The sequence below is a fragment of the Erythrobacter dokdonensis DSW-74 genome (assembly GCF_001677335.1).
GTDB classification, from domain to species: Bacteria; Pseudomonadota; Alphaproteobacteria; order Sphingomonadales; family Sphingomonadaceae; genus Erythrobacter; species Erythrobacter dokdonensis.
Genome location: NZ_LZYB01000001.1, coordinates 599,310 through 616,340, shown reverse-complemented (window position 1 = coordinate 616,340; position 17,031 = coordinate 599,310). Strand labels below are relative to the sequence as shown.

Annotated in this window: 18 protein-coding genes; 7 read left to right on the top strand and 11 right to left on the bottom strand. The window is 66.0% G+C overall.

Annotated elements, in window-relative coordinates:
• Nucleotides 1–13 precede the first annotated feature (13 nt).
• Genes I603_RS02945 through I603_RS02935 form a run of 3 tightly spaced genes read left to right on the top strand, consistent with a single transcriptional unit; the run spans nucleotide 14 to nucleotide 1,788 of the window.
• Nucleotides 14–301: an acyl carrier protein gene (locus I603_RS02945; protein ID WP_198157209.1), complete on the top strand. Its 288-nt coding sequence runs from the start codon at nucleotides 14–16 to the stop codon at nucleotides 299–301.
• Nucleotides 302–313: 12 nt separating this feature from the next.
• Entirely contained in the window at nucleotides 314–988 is a 675-nt protein-coding gene (locus I603_RS02940; RefSeq protein ID WP_068862285.1) for an alpha/beta hydrolase family protein, read from the top strand.
• Entirely contained in the window at nucleotides 985–1,788 is an 804-nt protein-coding gene (locus I603_RS02935) for a hydrolase 1, exosortase A system-associated (RefSeq protein WP_068862284.1), read from the top strand. The genes I603_RS02940 and I603_RS02935 overlap by 4 nt, the downstream gene beginning before the upstream one ends.
• On the opposite strand, the gene I603_RS02930 is transcribed toward I603_RS02935, so the two are convergent.
• Genes I603_RS02930 through I603_RS02900 form a run of 8 tightly spaced genes read right to left on the bottom strand, consistent with a single transcriptional unit; the run spans nucleotide 1,785 to nucleotide 9,868 of the window.
• Nucleotides 1,785–2,993: a class I SAM-dependent RNA methyltransferase gene (locus I603_RS02930; protein ID WP_232305227.1), complete on the bottom strand. Its 1,209-nt coding sequence runs from the start codon at nucleotides 2,991–2,993 to the stop codon at nucleotides 1,785–1,787. The two genes, I603_RS02935 and I603_RS02930, sit on opposite strands and share 4 nt — an antisense overlap.
• A complete protein-coding gene (locus I603_RS02925) occupies nucleotides 2,990–4,381 on the bottom strand; it encodes an NAD(P)H-hydrate epimerase (protein WP_068862283.1) in 1,392 nt (463 codons plus the stop codon). Before I603_RS02925 ends, I603_RS02930 begins: the two co-directional genes overlap by 4 nt.
• On the bottom strand, nucleotides 4,378–4,728 hold the full coding sequence (locus I603_RS14415) for a hypothetical protein (protein ID WP_143736736.1): 351 nt from the start codon (nucleotides 4,726–4,728) through the stop codon (nucleotides 4,378–4,380). Before I603_RS14415 ends, I603_RS02925 begins: the two co-directional genes overlap by 4 nt.
• Nucleotides 4,709–6,430: a dihydroxy-acid dehydratase gene (gene ilvD / locus I603_RS02920; protein WP_068862282.1), complete on the bottom strand. Its 1,722-nt coding sequence runs from the start codon at nucleotides 6,428–6,430 to the stop codon at nucleotides 4,709–4,711. The genes I603_RS14415 and ilvD overlap by 20 nt, the downstream gene beginning before the upstream one ends.
• Before the next feature lie 41 nt (nucleotides 6,431–6,471).
• On the bottom strand, nucleotides 6,472–7,188 hold the full coding sequence (locus I603_RS02915) for an N-formylglutamate amidohydrolase (RefSeq protein ID WP_068862281.1): 717 nt from the start codon (nucleotides 7,186–7,188) through the stop codon (nucleotides 6,472–6,474).
• Nucleotides 7,185–7,988 carry a 4-(cytidine 5'-diphospho)-2-C-methyl-D-erythritol kinase gene (locus I603_RS02910; protein WP_068862280.1) on the bottom strand — a complete coding sequence of 268 codons (804 nt, stop codon included), beginning with the start codon at nucleotides 7,986–7,988 and terminating at the stop codon, nucleotides 7,185–7,187. The genes I603_RS02915 and I603_RS02910 overlap by 4 nt, the downstream gene beginning before the upstream one ends.
• A 9-nt stretch (nucleotides 7,989–7,997) precedes the next feature.
• Nucleotides 7,998–8,222 carry a hypothetical protein gene (locus I603_RS02905; protein WP_068862279.1) on the bottom strand — a complete coding sequence of 75 codons (225 nt, stop codon included), beginning with the start codon at nucleotides 8,220–8,222 and terminating at the stop codon, nucleotides 7,998–8,000.
• Nucleotides 8,219–9,868: an electron transfer flavoprotein-ubiquinone oxidoreductase gene (locus I603_RS02900; protein ID WP_068862530.1), complete on the bottom strand. Its 1,650-nt coding sequence runs from the start codon at nucleotides 9,866–9,868 to the stop codon at nucleotides 8,219–8,221. The genes I603_RS02905 and I603_RS02900 overlap by 4 nt, the downstream gene beginning before the upstream one ends.
• A 125-nt stretch (nucleotides 9,869–9,993) precedes the next feature.
• Here I603_RS02900 and I603_RS02895 point away from each other — a divergent pair, with 125 nt between their 5' ends.
• From I603_RS02895 to moaB, 3 genes are read left to right on the top strand one after another with little or no spacing between them, the layout of a single operon-like run.
• On the top strand, nucleotides 9,994–10,791 hold the full coding sequence (locus I603_RS02895; protein WP_068862278.1) for a uracil-DNA glycosylase family protein: 798 nt from the start codon (nucleotides 9,994–9,996) through the stop codon (nucleotides 10,789–10,791).
• Nucleotides 10,764–12,545, top strand: a complete 1,782-nt coding sequence (locus I603_RS02890; RefSeq protein ID WP_068862277.1) for a lytic transglycosylase domain-containing protein — start codon at nucleotides 10,764–10,766, stop codon at nucleotides 12,543–12,545. Before I603_RS02895 ends, I603_RS02890 begins: the two co-directional genes overlap by 28 nt.
• Nucleotides 12,545–13,075 (top strand): molybdenum cofactor biosynthesis protein B, encoded by a 531-nt coding sequence (gene moaB / locus I603_RS02885; RefSeq protein WP_068862276.1) that lies wholly within the window; start codon nucleotides 12,545–12,547, stop codon nucleotides 13,073–13,075. The genes I603_RS02890 and moaB overlap by 1 nt, the downstream gene beginning before the upstream one ends.
• A gap of 6 nt (nucleotides 13,076–13,081) precedes the next feature.
• Here the strand turns inward: moaB and I603_RS02880 are convergent, their stop codons facing one another.
• Genes I603_RS02880 through I603_RS02870 form a run of 3 tightly spaced genes read right to left on the bottom strand, consistent with a single transcriptional unit; the run spans nucleotide 13,082 to nucleotide 15,630 of the window.
• Nucleotides 13,082–13,516, bottom strand: coding sequence for a DUF1330 domain-containing protein (locus tag I603_RS02880; protein ID WP_068862275.1), 435 nt, complete (start codon nucleotides 13,514–13,516; stop codon nucleotides 13,082–13,084).
• The gene (locus I603_RS02875; RefSeq protein ID WP_232305226.1) at nucleotides 13,509–14,021 is read right to left on the bottom strand and encodes a GNAT family N-acetyltransferase; all 513 of its coding nucleotides are present in this window, start codon (nucleotides 14,019–14,021) and stop codon (nucleotides 13,509–13,511) included. Before I603_RS02875 ends, I603_RS02880 begins: the two co-directional genes overlap by 8 nt.
• Before the next feature lies 1 nt (nucleotide 14,022).
• On the bottom strand, nucleotides 14,023–15,630 hold the full coding sequence (locus I603_RS02870; protein WP_068862274.1) for a long-chain fatty acid--CoA ligase: 1,608 nt from the start codon (nucleotides 15,628–15,630) through the stop codon (nucleotides 14,023–14,025).
• 220 nt (nucleotides 15,631–15,850) lie between these two features.
• Between I603_RS02870 and I603_RS02865 the strand changes: the two genes are divergently transcribed.
• Nucleotides 15,851–16,987, top strand: coding sequence for an OmpA family protein (locus I603_RS02865; RefSeq protein ID WP_068862273.1), 1,137 nt, complete (start codon nucleotides 15,851–15,853; stop codon nucleotides 16,985–16,987).
• Nucleotides 16,988–17,031: the final 44 nt, after the last annotated feature.

Below are 17,031 nucleotides of genomic sequence, written 5' to 3'. Positions count from 1 at the left end.
TTTGGGCGATCCAATGAACACCGTTCCGAGCATCCAGAACGACGCCGCGCTCGACCGCGAACTCAAGGGCTTGATCGCCGATGTGCTTGGTCTTCCCGCCGAGCAGGCGGCGGTTTTTGAAGCGGACTCCGGATTGTTCGGCCACCTTCCCGAACTGGACTCGATGGCCGTCGCTGGCCTGCTGACCGAAATGGAAGACAGGTTCGGCATCGTGATCGAGGACGACGACGTCGATGGCGAGATGCTCGAAACCTATGGCGGGCTGTTCGCCTTTGCCAAGGCCAAGCTCGGCACCGCCTGACAGCGGGCGCGCGTGATTTCGACCTGGACCCTTGCCGATCCCGATGGCAACTCAAGCGAGGAATTGCTGGTTGCCTTTGATCGCGGCCGCGACATGCGCGTGCTCATATCGCCCGCCTGGTTCGACGAGGCCAACAAGCTGCGGCGTTTCACCATCGAGGTGATGCGGCGGCTCGAAAAGGCCGGCATCGACAGCTTCCTGCCCGATCTGCCGGGCTGCAATGACAGCCTCGCCCCGCTGGAGTCCCAGACCCTTGCGGGCTGGCGCGCGGCCATGAATGACGCTGCCGACCGCTTTGGCGCGACCCATGTGCTCGGCATTCGGGCGGGCGCGCTGCTTGCGCCGGTACACCTGCCCGGCTGGCACTATGCTTCGCAATCCGGCACCAAGCTGCTGCGCGCCATGCTGCGCGCCCGTACCATCTCGGCACGCGAAGCAGGCCGAGAGGAAAAGGCAGAGGCCTTGCTGACGCTTGGCCGCAGCGAGGGCCTGACGCTCGGCGGCTGGCCGCTTGGTGCAGCGCTGATCCGCGAACTGGAATGCGCCGAACCCTTGCAAGCTGATGGACACAGCGAGATCGCACAATCGGTGCTCGGCGGCCCCGGCCTGTGGCTTCGCGCCGAGCCGGACGAGGATGCCGCGCAGGCCGACGCGCTGGCCGCCATCATCGCAGGAACAGGTGCATGAGCCGCCTCCCGCTATCCTTCGGCTGCGGCACCTTGATGCTGGCAGCTACGCTCGACACGGCGCCAGGGACGACCGGACTCCTGATCGTGAGCGGCGGCAATGAAATCCGCGCCGGAGCCTTTTCCGGTCAGGCACGGCTCGCGGCCCGGATTGCCCGCGCGGGCTTTCCGGTGTTCCGCTTCGATCGGCGCGGTGTGGGCGACAGCGAGGGCGAGAACCGCGGTTTTCGCCATTCGGCGCGCGACATCGCGGCCGCGATCGAGGCCTTCCGCGCCATCGCTCCTCAGATCACCCGCGTGGTCGCTTTCGGCAATTGTGATGCCGCCTCGGCGCTGATGCTGGCAGGCGGCGCCGGATGCGACGGACTAGTGCTGTCCAATCCGTGGACCATCGAAGAGCAAGCCCCCGATCAGAGCAGCGATCCCACACCGCCTCCGGCTGCGATCCGCGCGCGCTATCTGGAAAAGCTGAAGAACCCGCGCGAGATCGCGCGCCTGCTGGGCGGCGGCGTCGACCTGACCAAGCTGGCGCGCGGGCTGGCGCGCGCGGTCGGTCCTGACCCTGCCCCTTCCAGCCTTGCAAATGAAATGCGCACAGGCCTCACGCGTTTCACGGGCGAGGTGCGCATCCTGCTTGCCGCGGCCGACCGCACCGCGCAGGTGTTCGAAACCGCATGGGAGGCCATAGGTGAAAGTGGCGATCCGCGCATCCGCCGCTGCGCGGGCGCAGGCCATGCCTATGTCGAACCGGAACATACCGACTGGCTCGAAGCGCAAATTCTCGCCGCCTTGCGCGCCTAACGCTCGAACAGACTGACCAGCTCGACATGGGTGGACCAGCGGAATTGGCCGACCGGGCGAAGTTTCGTCAGGCGGAACCCGGCCTCGATCAGCGTCGCAGCATCACGCGCCCAGCTTGAAGGGTTGCAGCTGACATAGACCACTTGCGAAAGCGTACTCGCCGCAAGCTCCGCCACCTGGGCCCGCGCCCCGGCGCGGGGCGGATCGAGCAACACCGCGTCGAAGCGATTGAGTTCTCCGGGCTGGAGCGGGGAGCGAAACAGGTCGCGGTGTAGTGCCAGCACCTGCCCCCCCGCCTGCGCCCCTGCAGTCTTGCAGGCCAGATGCGCCGCGCGCTCGGCTTCGACCGCGAGCACCTTGCGGCCCTGCCGCAGCGCAAAAGCGAAGGTGCCAAGGCCAGCGAAGAGATCGGCCAAAAGCCGCGCATCGCCCAGCCATGCGGCGGCATCCGCGACCATACGGGCTTCCGCATCCTGCGTCGCCTGCAGGAAGGCGCCTGGCGGCAGGCTCACCGGCACGCCCGCCAGCGTCACCGTGACCGGCTCTGGCTCCCACAAAGTCTCGGGACCATAGCCCTGATCAATGGCAAGGCGGGCAAGCCCGTGCTCGCGGGCGAAATCGAGCGCGGCCTCGGTCGGCCCAAGTCCTTCGAGCGGGAAGTTCGAAAGGTTCGCCTCGACACCCTGATCCGCAAGCGTCAGGTCGATGCCGACCATGCCCTTGGGGCCATGGGCCGCCACGAAGCGGCGCAAGGGCGCAACAAGACCGGAAAGCGCGGGATGAAGCACAGGACATTCGGCCAGATCGACGACCCGGTGCGAACCGCCCTCGCGATAGCCCAGCACAGCACCCTTTGCTGTGCGCAAACCGTGCAACCCTGCGCGCCGGCGCGTGTGGGGCGGTGAAAGGTGGACGGGTAGCAATTCCTGCGGCTCCAGCCCCTGCCCCTTGGCGGCGTTGGCAACCCGGTCCCGAACGAAATCGGCCAGCACCGCGTCATCGGCATGCTGCAACTGGCAGCCGCCGCACGCGGCGAAGTGGCGACAGGCAGGGGCGATGTGGTGCGCGCCGGGCATCACCACCCCGCCCTGATCCACCATGTCGCCCGGCACGGCGAGCGCGACATGGCGTCCGGACGCGGTCACGCCGTCGCCCTTCGCGGCGAGGCGGATGATGGGTTCGCCAGAGGCTAGGTCAATGGTCACAGACAGGCCGCTAGCGCCTCGGACACATACCCGGCAAGCTGCGACGGCGCAAAGGCAGGCCCTACACGCCGCGCGGCCTCGCCATGCAGCCAGACCGCCTCGCAAGCAGCGGTGAAGGGATCGCAGCCCGTTGCCATACGGCTCGCGGCGATTCCGGCAAGGACGTCCCCAGTCCCCGCGACCGACAGCCAGCTTGGTGCGGGCGGTGCAAGAGCGAGACGCCCGTCCGGGGCAGCAATGATACTGTCCGGCCCCTTGGCAAGCACAGCCATGCCGCTCACACGGGCCAGCGTCCGCGCCCGTTCGCGCCGCCCTTCGGCAATGACGCCGAAATTTCGGCACAGCATATCGAGTTCGCCATCATGCGGGGTCGCCAGAACCGGCACATCGCGCGCGAGCATGTTGGGCGCGAGCAGCATCAGCGCATCAGCGTCCAGCACCAACCCGGGTGCCTGTCGCAGTGCCTCGCCAAGCGCCGCCTTGGCCGTGCCGTCGCGCCCCAGCCCCGGCCCGACGAGCACCGCAGCCATGCGCGCGTCTGCCAGTGCCTCGGCGAGTGGCGCGGTCTCGGTGACCACATCGGCAGGTGTGCGCGGATCGGGTTGGCGGGCCAGCAGCTTCACGTAGCCCGCGCCCGCATGCTGCGCGGCGGCGGCTGCAAGCAGGCTCGCACCCGGCATAGCACCTGCGACAATGGCAAGCAGTCCGCGGCGATATTTGTGGCTATCGACCGGGGGAGCGCAAAGCCGAGGGCGGGTAACAAGCTGCGCTGCCTCCTCCACACCCGCAATCCCGATCGGGACGAGCCGCATCTGCCCGATCAGCGCGCGGCCCGGCAGGCTCCAGTGCGCGAATTTCCATGCGCCCAGAGCCAAGGTGAGATCAAAGCACGGCAGGCGTTCGTTCAGCACCGCGCCGCTGTCGCTGGCGATTCCAGAAGGCACATCCACCGCCACGCGGTACCGGTGCCGCGCTGCCAGATCGCGCAGCAGCAGCGCGTGTTCGGCCACCAGCGGGCGGGCGAGGCCGGAGCCGAACAGGCAATCAACGAAAACATCGCCCGCGACCCCTCTGCTGGCCGTGGCGACCGGCCCGTTCCACCGACGCCGGGCTTCGCGCCCAGCCTCGGTAGCGGATTCGAGCGGAGCGATGAGGGTGACGGCGTTACCTGCCTCGCGCAGCCGACGCGCAATGACATAGCCATCCCCGCCATTATTGCCGGGGCCGCATAGGACGGTGACCGAGCGGCCCGCCGCAATCCGCCGGATCCACTCGGCCGCGCCACATGCGGCGATTTCCATGAGGTCGCTGACCGAAGTCCCCGCGTCAAACAGCACCTGCTCGGCGGCGCGCATCTGGTCTGCGGTGAGGACCTGCGCGCCGTTCATGACGAGGGCGGATCAAGCAGAGTTCGCGGGATCCGGTAGCGGTCGGCGCCGACGGCGAATTGCACCGCACCTTCGCCGGTGTCCTCGGGAATCAGGGGTTCGGCTCCATCAACCGGCACCAGTGCCCCGGTCGCAGGATTGCGGATCAACCGCCGAAAGCCGCCGTCGGGGTGATGGAGAACGAGCTCGCCGCTCGCCGCAACCTTCTCCAGCGTGCATACGGGCGAATAATCCGCGCCCGCGCCGACTGCGCATTCGACCTGATCGCCCGGAGGCGGCGGACTTTCGCTCCCGCACCCCGCCAGAAGGGCAAGGCATCCGAGCGCGCTAGATATTCGCAAAGACATGGGTTTCCGCTTTGGCGCCGGGGTGAGTGACCGCGCCATAGCGCGCCGGGCCAACGACCTGTTGATAGCGCCAGAGCGCGCCTGCCTGATAATCGTTCTGGCGCGGGGTCCACGCTTTGCGGCGCTCTGCCAGAACGTCTTCGGCGACTTCCAGTTCGATCGTGCCCTTTTCCGCGTCGATGGCGATGATGTCGCCATCCTCGACTAGCGCGATGGGGCCGCAATCGGCGGCCTCGGGGCAGACATGGCCGATGCAGAAGCCGCGGGTCGCGCCGGAGAAGCGTCCGTCAGTGATCAGCGCCACCTTCTCGCCCATGCCCTGCCCGTATAGCGCGGCGGTGGTGGAGAGCATTTCGCGCATGCCTGGGCCGCCCTTGGGGCCTTCGTAACGGATGACGATGACGCAGCCCTCGGCAATGTCCCGGCTTTCGACGGCGGCGAAGGCATCTTCCTCGCAATCGAACACCCGCGCCGGACCGGAAAACTGCAGCCGCGCCATCCCTGCGACCTTCACGATCGCACCATCGGGAGCAAGACTTCCCTTGAGGCCGACCACACCGCCCGTGGGAGTGATCGGATTCTTCACATCGTAGAACACCTTCTGATCGGGGTTCCAGGTGATCTCCTCGATGTTCTCGCCCAGCGTCTTGCCGGTGACGGTGATCGGGTTGGGGTCGATGAACCCGCCGTCGAGCAGTGTTCGCAGCGCCATGTAGACGCCGCCTGCCTCGTGCATGTCCTTGGCGACATACTTCCCACCGGGCTTGAGGTCTGCGATATAAGGTGTTGTCTTGAATACTTCCGCGACGTCGAACAGGTCAAAATCAATGCCGCATTCGTTCGCCATTGCAGGCAAGTGAAGCGCAGCGTTGGTCGATCCGCCCGTAGCCGCCACCACGCGGGCAGCGTTCATGAATGCCTCGCGGGTGCAAATGTCGCGCGGGCGCAGATTGCGGGCGACAAGCTCCATGACCTGCCTGCCAGCCGCGACCGCGATATCATCACGCGACCTGTAAGGCGCGGGCGCCATGTTGCTGTTGGGCAGGGACAAACCGATCGCTTCGCCGACGCAGGCCATGGTGTTGGCGGTGAACTGACCGCCGCAGGCGCCGTGGCCCGGGCAGGCGACCTTTTCGAGCGCAATCAGCTCGGTCAGTGGACAGTTGCCGGCGGCGAACTGGCCGACCGCCTCGAAGACGTCCACCACGGTCACGTCATTGCCACGGTGGGTACCGGGCAGGATCGACCCGCCGTAGACGAAGATCGAAGGCACATTGAGCCGCAGCATCGCCATCATCATACCCGGCAGGCTCTTGTCGCAGCCCGCGAAGCCGACAAGCGCGTCATAACAATGGCCTCGGACTGAAACCTCGATCGAATCCGCAATGATCTCGCGGCTGATAAGCGAACTCTTCATGCCCTGGTGGCCCATCGCGATTCCGTCAGTGACGGTGATGGTATTGAACCTGCGGGGCGTGCCGCCGCCCGCGATCACGCCCTCGCGGCAGATGTCGGCCTGCGCGTTCAGTGTCGTGTTGCAGGGCGCGGAATCGTTGCCGGCGCTGACCACGCCGACGAAGGGCTGCGCGATTTCCTCCTCGGTCATGCCCATCGCGTAGTAGTAGGAGCGGTGCGGTGCGCGCTCCGGCCCGACCGAGACATGGCGGCTGGGGAGCTTCGACTTGTCAAACTTCTGCGACATAAGATTTCCTGCTGCGGGGCATTTGCGAAACGTCCCTGCCTTCAGCCGAGCGCCGACGCAACCCTTTGCGCAACATCCGCAAGCAAGTCGGCCCAGCGCGCATGGTCCTGCGCATTGGCGGCAAGGTCCTGCCGGATCTCGATACCGAGATAGGGGCGCCCTTGCGCCTCGGCATGGCGGTTCATGGTGTAATTGAGATCGCGCCCCGAGTAGGGAAGGTTGTCGCCGACACACAGCCCCTCGGCTTCGAGAATTGGAACGGCGATGCGCGCGGCGCGCTCGTCCTGATTGTAGAGGACGCCGACCTGCCACGGCCGCGCGGCGTCCGAGGTTTCGAGGCGCGGGGTGAAGGAATGGAGCGAGAGAACCAGTGCAGGGTAGGCCTCGTCCAGCCACCCGGCAAGAGCAGTGTGATAGGGCCGATGGAAGCGGTTCAGCCGCGCCTCGCGGTCCGCGCCGATATTGCCGGGAATCGGGTGGCCGTCGCTGGTTTCGGGAACGAGACCGGGCGCGTCCTCCTCACGGTTGAAATCGCACACGAGGCGGCTGACGGCGGCGATGTGGGCGGGGATGGCGTGGCTGCGCGCAAGACGCTCAGCAATGGCTTCGGTGCCGATATCGACCGCGATATGTTCGTGGAGCAGGCGCTCGGGGATGCAGAGGTCGATATCCTCCGGCACCCGGTTCGAGGCATGGTCGGCAGCGCAGACGATGCCGCCGGGGCTAGGCTTGCCGATCTGGCGGAATACCTCGCTCATCGCAGCCGCCCCGCCATGGTCCACCACTCGTTCGGCATCGCCGCCAGTGCCGCGTCGCGTGCCTCAATAGTGTCGTAAAGCGCAAAACAGGTCGCGCCCGAGCCGGACATGCGGGCGAGCCACGGGGCGGTTGCTTGCAATGCGGCCAGCACCTCGGCGATGATGGGGCAGAGCGAAATGGCGGGCGCTTCGAGATCGTTGCGCCCTTCCCTTGCGATCTTGGACGCGGGGCCATCCGGCAACGCGCCGCGATCCTGCCCGTCCCACGCCTTGAACACAGGCCCGGTCGAAAGCGGCACGCGCGGGTTGACGAGCAACACCGGGGTTCCGGCGAGGTCGTCCTCAACGCTCAATTGCTCGGTGCCGGTGCCGGTGCCGATATGGGTGCGGCTGAGCACGCAGGCCGGCACATCCGCGCCGAGTTTTCCCGCACGCGCCTGCCAGTCATCGGGCAAGCCGTGGAGCGCCTCCACCATGCGAAACACCGCCCCGGCATCCGCCGACCCGCCGCCAAGTCCAGCCGCGACGGGAAGGTTCTTCTCCAGCGTCACCGCGAGGCCTTGCGCGCGCGGCAGGGCGTTGAGCGTCCGGGCGACAAGGTTGTCGAAAGGATTGTCGAGCACCCCCGCAAACTCGCCCAGCGTGGTGACGCTGTCCTGCGCGGCAGGCGCGGCGCTCAGCACATCACCCGCATCGACGAAGGCGAACAGGGTCTCAAGCGCGTGATACCCATCCTCCCGCCGCCTGCGGACATGGAGCGCAAGGTTGATCTTGGCGTAGGCGGTTTCAATGTTGGTCACGCTTGACGCTCACCGGCCTTTGGGATTGCGAACTGAGCCACTTGCAATCCAGCGCGAAGCGGTCCCAGCGCCGAGAATGAACCCAATCAGCAAGACAACACGATCGAAGCCGGTGGGCACCTGCTTGACCTGCTCATTTGCAAAACCCGCGAACACGCAGGCAAGCAGAAATGCCAGCGCAGCCAGGACGGCACGAATTCGCCCGATGGAAAACATGCCGCCCAACAGCTTCACATATTCGGATAGTTCGGCCCGCCGCCGCCCTCAGGCGTCACCCAGTTGATGTTCTGGTTGGGGTCCTTGATGTCACAGGTCTTGCAATGGACGCAGTTCTGGGAGTTGATCTGGAACTTGGGCTCGCCGGTCTTCTCGTCGGTCAGCCATTCGTAGACCCCCGCCGGGCAGTACCGTGCCGAGGGGCCGCCGAACACTTCCAGCTCGCTCGCCTTCTGCAAGCCGAGATCGGCCACCTGCAGGTGCACCGGCTGGTCCTCGGCATGGTTGGTGTAGCTGTAGGCGACGTTGGTCAGGCGATCAAAGCTGATCACGCCATCGGGCTTGGGATAGTCGATCTTCGGGTAAAGATCGGCGCGGCCCGTATAGGTGTAGTCCGGCTTGTGCTTCATCTTCACCGGCAGGCCGATCTTGAGCGTGCGCATCCACATGTCGATGCCCGCCAGCGCCGTGCCGATGTCGCCGCCATATTTGGCGACCGCCGGCTGGGCGTTCTGCACCAGCTGGAGTTCCTTGGCGATCCAGCTGGAGCGCACCGCCGCATCATAATCGGCAAGCTCGGTCTTCTCGTTACCGGCCGCAATGGCCGCCGCGATGCTTTCGGCCGCCAGCATCCCGCTCTTCATGGCGGTGTGGCTGCCCTTGATGCGCGGCACGTTGACGAAGCCCGCCGCGCAGCCGATCAGCGCGCCGCCGGGGAAGGCGAGCTTCGGCACGCTCTGCCAGCCGCCCTCGTTGATCGCACGCGCGCCATAGGACACGCGCTTGCCGCCTTCGAGATATTCGCGGATCGCCGGATGCTGCTTCCAGCGCTGGAATTCCTGATAGGGCGAGACCCAGGGGTTCTTGTAATCGAGCGCGGTCACGAAGCCGAGCGCCACCTGTCCGTTCGCCTGATGATAGAGGAAGCCACCGCCCCAAGAGTCACTCTCGCTCAAGGGCCAGCCCTGCGTGTGGATCACGCGGCCCGGCTTGTGTTTCTTGGGATCAATGTCCCACAGCTCCTTGATCCCGAGACCATAGACCTGCGGCTGGCAATTGGCCTCAAGGTCGTACCTGGCCTTCATCTGCTTGGTCAGATGCCCGCGCGCGCCTTCGGCAAACAGGGTATACTTGGCGTGGATTTCCATCCCGGGCTGATAGTCGCCCTTGTGGCTGCCATCGGCGGCAACGCCCATGTCCTGCGTGATGACGCCCGCCACGCGGCCTTCCTCGTCGATCATCACATCGGCCGCCGGGAAGCCCGGGAACACCATCACGCCCAGTCCCTCGGCCTGTTCGGCCAGCCAGCGGGCGAGATTGCCGAGGCTGCCGGTGTAGCAGCCGTGGTTGCTCATCAACGGCGGCATGATCGCATGCGGGAGCGAGGTCTTGCCACCCTTCGAGAGCACCCAGTGCCAGTTATCGGTCACCGGGGTTTCGGCCATCGGGCAGCCCATATCGCGCCAATCGGGCAGAAGTTCATCCAGAGACTTCGGATCGACCACCGCGCCCGAGAGAATATGCGCGCCGATTTCCGAACCTTTCTCGAGCACGATAACCTCGAGCTCGGCATTGATCTGCTTCAGCTTGATCGCCGCCGCGAGGCCCGCCACCCCGCCGCCGACAATCACGACATCGCAGGGCATTGATTCACGTTCGCTCATGGGGCTTTCCTGGTCCTTGCTGGTTTCCGGCGCGCTCGCCGCACATTCCGGCGAATTGCCGATGTCGTCCACTTGCTAACCGGGGCCGGGACAGTCAAGACCCGCATTGGATAGCACGCCTGCCAATGAACCGCCCCGAACCTGCCCTTGTCCGCGAATGTGAAGCCGCGCTTGCCTTCTGGCAGGCCGCGGGCGTGGACTGCGACTTTACCGATGACGCTACGGCGTGGTTGGCCCAAGCGCCGATCGAGGCGCCTGCCGCTTTGCCCGCAGCGGCGCGAAGTCAACCGCGCGGGGCGGATGACAAGGCATCCAGCCGAACCGACCGCAGCGAGAAAGCCGCACCGCCTCCTTCACCGCATGTTCCATCCCGGCGCGACCTGCTCGGCGAATCGCCGCCGGGTGATCTCGAAAGCTTCCGGCGCTGGTGGACCAGCGCACCGCAACTCGACACCGCCCGGCTTTATCCGCGGATCCCGCCGCGCGGGCCGGCGGGTGCAGGACTGATGGTGCTGGTGCCCCAGCCTGAGGAGGGCGACCGCGAGCGACTGCTCGAAGGGCCGCAGGGCCGTCTGCTCGCCAACATGCTTGGCGCAATGGGGCTTGAGGAAAGCGCGGTCTACATCGCTGCCGCCCTGCCCGGCCACACCCCGATGGCCGATCTCGCCGCGCTGGCCAAATCGGGCATGGACGCGGTGACGGCCCATCACGTCGCACTGGCCGCGCCCGAGCGCCTGCTGTTGCTGGGGACAGCGCTGCCCGCGATGCTGGCAGGAAGGGCAGATGATGGTTTACGGGAATTCAACCATAACGGTCGCAAGGTTCCGGTGATGGTCAGCGAGACGCTCGAGGCCATGACGGGCGTGCCCAAACTCAAGGCGCGGTTCTGGCGGAGATGGATGGAATGGTCGGCTTCAACCTGAAGCGCAGGCGGGCGGCTGCCGCCGCGATCACGGTTCTGGCCCTTGCTGTCCCCGCAGCGGCGGGGGCGCAATCGGGCAGCCTGGTCGCACGCTGGAGCGAGGCCGATGTTGCGGGCAGCGCTGTTGCTAGCGTCCTGAGCGCCGAGGAGCGTGCCCACTACCGCCAGCTCTTTGCCGCGATCGATGCTGAACAATGGGGCGAGGTCGAGGCGCTGCTCGCAGCAAGGCCCAAAGGCGTGCTGACCCAGGTCGCGCGGGCAGAATATTTTACCCATGCCAAAAGCCCGAGAATCGAGGCCGAGCAGATCGCTGCATGGTTCGCCGCAGGGGTCGATCTGCCGCAAGCCGAACAGCTTGCCCGCATGGGTGCCAAGCGGGGGGTGGAATACCTGCCTGCCCTGCCCGCCGAGCAGGGTCTTTCGCGCCAGCCCCCCGCGCCCAAGCGGATCCTGCCGCGGACCGTGAATGACGGAACAATGCCTCCGGCCACGGCCTCGGCGATCCTGGAAGCGATCAAGGGCGACAATCCCGGCGAGGCCCAACGTCTGCTGGCCGAGGTCGACTGGCAACTTTCGGGTGATGCCCGTGCCGAATGGCGCCAGCGGGTGGCGTGGAGCCACTATATCGAGAACAACGACAATGCCGCGCTCGAACTGGCGCGCACTGTTGCCGAAGGCACCGGCGAATGGGTAGCCGAAGGCGCATGGGTCGAAGGATTGGCCGCCTGGCGGCTCGGCCATTGCTCGCTGGCGAGCGAGGCCTTCGCCCGCACTGCTGGACGAGCCGTGAACGTGGAACTGGCCGCCGCCGGGCACTACTGGGCGCACCGCTCGCTGATCCGCTGCCGCGAGCCGGGTCAGGCGCAGCAGCACCTTTCGGCAGCCGCGCAGATGACCGAGACGCTTTACGGGATGCTTGCCGCCGACCAGCTCGGCATCGAACTTCCCGCTCACGCGCCGCCTGTCCCCTTCGGCTCGGACGACTGGCAGCAGCTGGCGCGCCGCAGCAATGTCCGCGTCGCAATCGCGCTGATCGAAGTGGGGCGCACAGGGCTTGCCGACGAGGTGCTGCGCCACGAGGCGCGGATCGGCCCGGCGGGCCAGTATGATGCCCTCGCCCGGCTGGCGCGCGAACTGGGCCTGCCTTCGACCCAGCTGTGGATGGCACATCATGCGCCCTATGGCCGGCGCAGCGACCCTGCCCTGCGCTTTCCGGTGGCGCGCTGGCAGCCGGTCGGCGGCTGGCAGGTTGATCCCTCGCTCGCCTTTGCCCACGCCCTTCAGGAATCGAACTTCCGCGCCAATGCCGTCAGCCCCGCGGCGGCGAAGGGGCTGATGCAGATAACCCCTATCACAGTCCGGCAGCACGCGCCCACGCTCAACATGTCGGCATCTTACGTCAATCTCGACGACCCTGAGGTGAACCTCGCCTTTGGCCAGCGCAATCTGGAAATGCTGCGCGATTCCCCTGTCACAGGCGGTGCGCTGCCGAAGATTATGGCGGCCTATAATGCCGGCCTCTCCCCGATCGGGCGCTGGAACACCGAGATCAACGACCAGAACGATCCGCTGTTGTGGATGGAATCGATCCCCTATTGGGAAACCCGCGGCTATGTCGCGATCGTGATGCGCAATTACTGGATGTATGAACGTGCGGCGGGCGTTGCCTCCCCCAGTCGCCGGGCTCTGGCGCAAGGGCGCTGGCCTGAGTTCCCGCGCCCTGCCACCACCCGCTCGGCAAGGTTGGAGCCCTGATGGCGATCGACGAGACCCGCCCCTTCAAACCGATCAACATCGCGGTGCTGACCGTCTCGGACACCCGCACGCCGGAAAACGATACCTCAGGAGACATTCTCGCGGAGAGGGTGGAGTCGGCGGGACACATCCTCGCCGCGCGCACAATCGTCAAGGATGACGCCGCGCTTCTTGCCGCGCAATTCGAGGCCTGGATCGAAGACCCGCAAATCGACGCGGTGGTGAGCACCGGCGGCACGGGCCTGACGGGCCGCGACGTCACGCCCGAGGCGCTGGCAATGATCGCCGGCGCGCGTGACATTCCCGGGTTCGGTGAACTGTTCCGCTGGCTAAGCTTCAAGTCCATCGGCACCAGCACCGTCCAATCGCGCGCCTGTGCGATTGTTGCACGCGGCACCTATATCTTCGCCCTGCCCGGATCGAACGGCGCGGTGAAGGATGGCTGGGACGGGATTCTCGCCGAGCAATTGGACAGCCGAAACCGGCCCTGCAACTTCGTCGAGCTGATGCCGCGGCTCAGAGAAGTCTGAGAACCCTTAACCGAACCCCTCTCCCGCTTCGCCCGGCGCAAAGCGGATCAGCCGGCTGTCGACCAGCGCGGCGGTACGGTTGACCACCGCCTTCTGGTATTCGGGGTCCTTGATCATCGCGAAGAACGCGCCCGCGTTGGGGTATTGGGCAATAAAGCCGTCGTGCCATGCGCGCACCTCCGGCCCCGTCACCATCGTCTCGAACCGCCCGCGCCACACGATCCGGCCCCCAGCCTTGCGGAAAATCGGGCCGCTCGTCTTGCCGTATTCCTCGTAGGCCCGGCGCCCGCTCCAGCCTTTGCCCGCGTGGTCATGGCCGTGCGGGTATTCGGCCACATCGCGATAAAGCAGCAGGTTGAGCATGTGGATCGGCGTGTCGCGCGGCAGGTCCTTGAAGGACTGGAAGTTCAGCGGGCTCGGATCGACGTAGGTTTCAGTCATTCGCCCATCCCTCTCCTGTCAGGTCGCATTGCATATAGACCGTATCCAGCTTGCGCCCAAACTTAAAGCCGACGTGGCGCATCCTGCCGGTATGGACGAAACCACACTTGCGGTGGAGCGCGACCGAGGCCGGCTCGCCCCCGCCGATCACAGCGACCATCTGCTCGAAACCGGCCTCGCGCGCGGCAGCAACGAGCGCCATCAGCAACGCGGTGCCGATGCCCTGCCCCCGCGCGGCCTCGGCGACATAGATGCTGTCCTCGCAGGTCTTGGCGTAAGCTGCACGGTCGCGGAATTGCGTGGCATAGCAATAGCCGACGACCACGCCTTCGCGCACGGCGACAAAAAAGGGCCATCCGCGCGCGGTTACAGCGGCGATCTTTTCCGCCCACGCCTGCACATCGGGTGCAATCGTGTCGAAAGTCGCGGTGCTGTGCGCGACGTGGAAGGCGTAAATGTCGCGGACGGCCTGCGCGTCGCTGTCACGCGCAGGCCGAATCTCCACCTCAGCCAAGCTTGTAATCCGCAAACCGGTCGCGCAGGTCCTTCTTGCTGATCTTGCCGGTGGCGGTGTGCGGAATGTCGTCGACGAATTCGACCGCATCGGGCAGCCACCACTTGGCGACCAGCGGCTTCAAGTGCTCGATGATCTCGCCGCCGGTGACCTCGGCCCCGGCCTTCTTCACCACGAACAGCACCGGGCGCTCGTCCCACTTGGGATGGTATATGCCGATGCAGGCGGCCTCGGCCACGGCCGGATGCCCGCAGGCGGCGTTTTCGAGCTCGACCGAGCTGATCCACTCGCCGCCCGACTTGATCACATCCTTGGTGCGGTCGGTCAGCTGCAAGGTGCCATCGGGGTGAAGGATGCCGACATCGCCGGTGTCGAACCAGCCCTCGTTGTTGACCGCGTCCTGCTCCGCCTTGAAATAGCGCTTGATGATCCACGGCCCGCGGATCTGCAGCGCGCCCGAGGTCTTCCCGTCGCGCGGCAGTTCGGTCGCCATGTCGTCGAGATCGACGGTGCGCAGCTGCACGCCGAAAATCGGACGGCCCTGCATCGCGGTCTTCTCGATTCTTTGTTCCAGGGTGAGCTGGTCCCAGTCCCAGGTCGGCCCGCCAACCGTGCCGATCGGGCTGGTTTCGGTCATCCCCCAGGCGTGCTGGACGCGGGTGCCGTTCTTCATCAGCCGCTCGATCATGAACTTGGGTGCGGCCGAGCCCCCGATGGTGGCGGCCTTCAAGGGCGGCAGGTCGAGGCCGTTGGCATCGCAGTACTGGAAATGCGCGAGCCACACGGTCGGCACGCCCGCGGAATCGGTCACGCCCTCGCGCAGCATCAGATCATGCAGCACGGCCGGATCGTTCACGGCGGAGAACACGAACTTGATCCCCGCCATTGCGCCCGCATAGGGCAGGCCCCAGCTTGCCGCGTGGAACATCGGCACGACCGGCAGCATCACCGAGGCCGCGCTGAAATTGAAGGCAGCAGGTTGCAGACCGCTCATGGCGTGCAGCACCGTGGAACGGTGCTCGTATTGCACGCCCTTGGGATTGCCGGTGGTGCCCGAGGTATAGCAGATCATGCAGGGATCGGTTTCCGGGCCGGTGACCCATTCGAAATCGCCATCCTCGGCGCCGATCCAGTCCTCGAAGGCGGGCGCATGTTCGCCGCTGTCATAGCAGATATAGTGCTCGACCGTGGGCCATCGGCTCTTCATCCGGTCGACGATCGGCTGGAACGCCGCATCATAGCACAGCACCCGGTCTTCGGCGTGATTGACGATATATTCGAGCTGGTCGTCGAAAAGGCGCGGGTTCACCGTGTGCAGCACCCCGCCCATGCCGGCGACGCCATACCAGCTCACGAGGTGGCGCGAATGGTTCATCGCAAGGCTCGCCACACGCTCGCCCGGCTTCACCCCCAGCCGCTGCAGGGCCTGCGCCATCTTCAGTGCATCGGCCCGGATGCCCGCCCAGTCGGTGCGGGTCTCGGTCCCGTCGGCCCAGCGGCTGACAATCTCGCGTTCGCCCGCCTCGCGCGCGGCGTGATCAATCACCGCGGTGACCCGCATGGTCCAGTCCTGCATTGCCCCGAGCTTGCCTGCGGCCATTATCCCTCTCTCCCTGATGGGCGCGCGTACCAGCGCGCGAATACGTGATTGCGGCCATTCTCATGCCCTCGCCCGTCGCGCTTGGCAATCGTGCGCGCGCATGATTTGCAAGAGCAATGGGGCACCCGGAAAACCACGAATGCCGCCGACGGCATTGCCTGTCATATGCCTGCCATGGATGCAGCCTAGGCTTCAGGCCTCGTCACACTGGAGAGCGGACATGAAAAAAGCGGCTATTCTTCTTGCCGGCACCGCAGCGATCATCGCAGCGCCCGTGCAGGCCCGTGAAGGGCAGGTCTATGTCGGAGTCAACGGCGGGGTCAGCTTCGAGGATCAGGTCGATGTCGATCTTGCCAATACCGATCCGCAGACCAATGGCGCCTTTGCCGACACCAATAGCGGCCTCGATGTCGATGTGGTGATCGGCTATGATTTCGGCGCCTTCCGGCTCGAGGCCGAGGGCGGCTACAAGCGCAATTCCTATGACGGGCTGACGGTCGTCAATTCGGCGATCCTGCCCGGCAACATCACGGTGCCGCCGGGTACAGTGGTGCAGAACGAGGAAGACCTGTCGTTCTGGACCGTAATGCTCAACGGACTTGTCGAACTCGGCAAGGATGACGGGGTGCAGTTCTATGCCGGCGGCGGTGTAGGCTTTGCCAATGTCGATCTGCCGGTCGAGGTGGCGGGCGTGGGCACCGTGATCGACGACAGCACCACCGATTTCGCATGGCAGCTGCTCGGTGGCCTGCGTTTCGCGGTCAGCGACAATCTCGATCTGGGCCTGAAGTACCGTTATTTCGTGGTCGACGATTTCGGGTTCGAGGCGGCCAACGGCCTTCCGATCGAGGCGGACTATACCGCCCATTCGGTATTGGCGAGCCTGGTCTACAATTTCGGTGGAAAGGAAGCCCCGCCGCCTCCGCCGCCACCTCCTCCGCCTCCTCCGCCTCCGCCGCCACCACCCCCTCCGCCGCCCGCACCGCCGCCGCCGCCGAAGCCGGTGTGCAATACCGGGCCCTATATCGTGTTCTTCGACTTCGACCGCTCGGACATCACCGCCGAAGCCGCAACCATCCTCGACAATGCGATTACGGCCTACGCCAATTGCGGCACGGCGCGCGTGATGCTGGCCGGGCACACCGACACATCGGGCAGCACACGCTACAACATGGGCCTTGCAGAGCGCCGCAATGCCTCGGTTCGCGGTTACATGACCGCACGCGGCATCCCCGATGCGAGCATCATGGCCGAAGCCTTCGGTGAAACCCAACCGCGCGTCCCGACCGCTGACGGGGTGCGCGAGGCGCAGAACCGCCGCGTAGAAGTCACATACGGCCCCGGTTCGGGGATGTAGGCTTCACGACCCTGATGCAGGAGCGAGGGGGCGGAGCGATCCGC

Bases quoted from the DNA above. Each gene is read 5' to 3' on its own strand.
- ilvD (WP_068862282.1), bottom strand. From the start codon at position 6,430: ATGTCGCAGAAGTTTGACAAGTCGAAGCTCCCCAGCCGCCATGTCTCG.
- I603_RS02895 (WP_068862278.1), top strand. From the start codon at position 9,994: ATGAACCGCCCCGAACCTGCCCTTGTCCGCGAATGTGAAGCCGCGCTT.
- I603_RS02945 (WP_198157209.1), top strand. From the start codon at position 14: ATGAACACCGTTCCGAGCATCCAGAACGACGCCGCGCTCGACCGCGAA.
- I603_RS02935 (WP_068862284.1), top strand. From the start codon at position 985: ATGAGCCGCCTCCCGCTATCCTTCGGCTGCGGCACCTTGATGCTGGCA.
- I603_RS02880 (WP_068862275.1), bottom strand. From the start codon at position 13,516: ATGACTGAAACCTACGTCGATCCGAGCCCGCTGAACTTCCAGTCCTTC.
- I603_RS02900 (WP_068862530.1), bottom strand. From the start codon at position 9,868: ATGAGCGAACGTGAATCAATGCCCTGCGATGTCGTGATTGTCGGCGGC.
- I603_RS02870 (WP_068862274.1), bottom strand. From the start codon at position 15,630: ATGGCCGCAGGCAAGCTCGGGGCAATGCAGGACTGGACCATGCGGGTC.
- moaB (WP_068862276.1), top strand. From the start codon at position 12,545: ATGGCGATCGACGAGACCCGCCCCTTCAAACCGATCAACATCGCGGTG.
- I603_RS14415 (WP_143736736.1), bottom strand. From the start codon at position 4,728: ATGTCTTTGCGAATATCTAGCGCGCTCGGATGCCTTGCCCTTCTGGCG.
- I603_RS02890 (WP_068862277.1), top strand. From the start codon at position 10,764: ATGGATGGAATGGTCGGCTTCAACCTGAAGCGCAGGCGGGCGGCTGCC.
- I603_RS02925 (WP_068862283.1), bottom strand. From the start codon at position 4,381: ATGAACGGCGCGCAGGTCCTCACCGCAGACCAGATGCGCGCCGCCGAG.
- I603_RS02865 (WP_068862273.1), top strand. From the start codon at position 15,851: ATGAAAAAAGCGGCTATTCTTCTTGCCGGCACCGCAGCGATCATCGCA.
- I603_RS02915 (WP_068862281.1), bottom strand. From the start codon at position 7,188: ATGAGCGAGGTATTCCGCCAGATCGGCAAGCCTAGCCCCGGCGGCATC.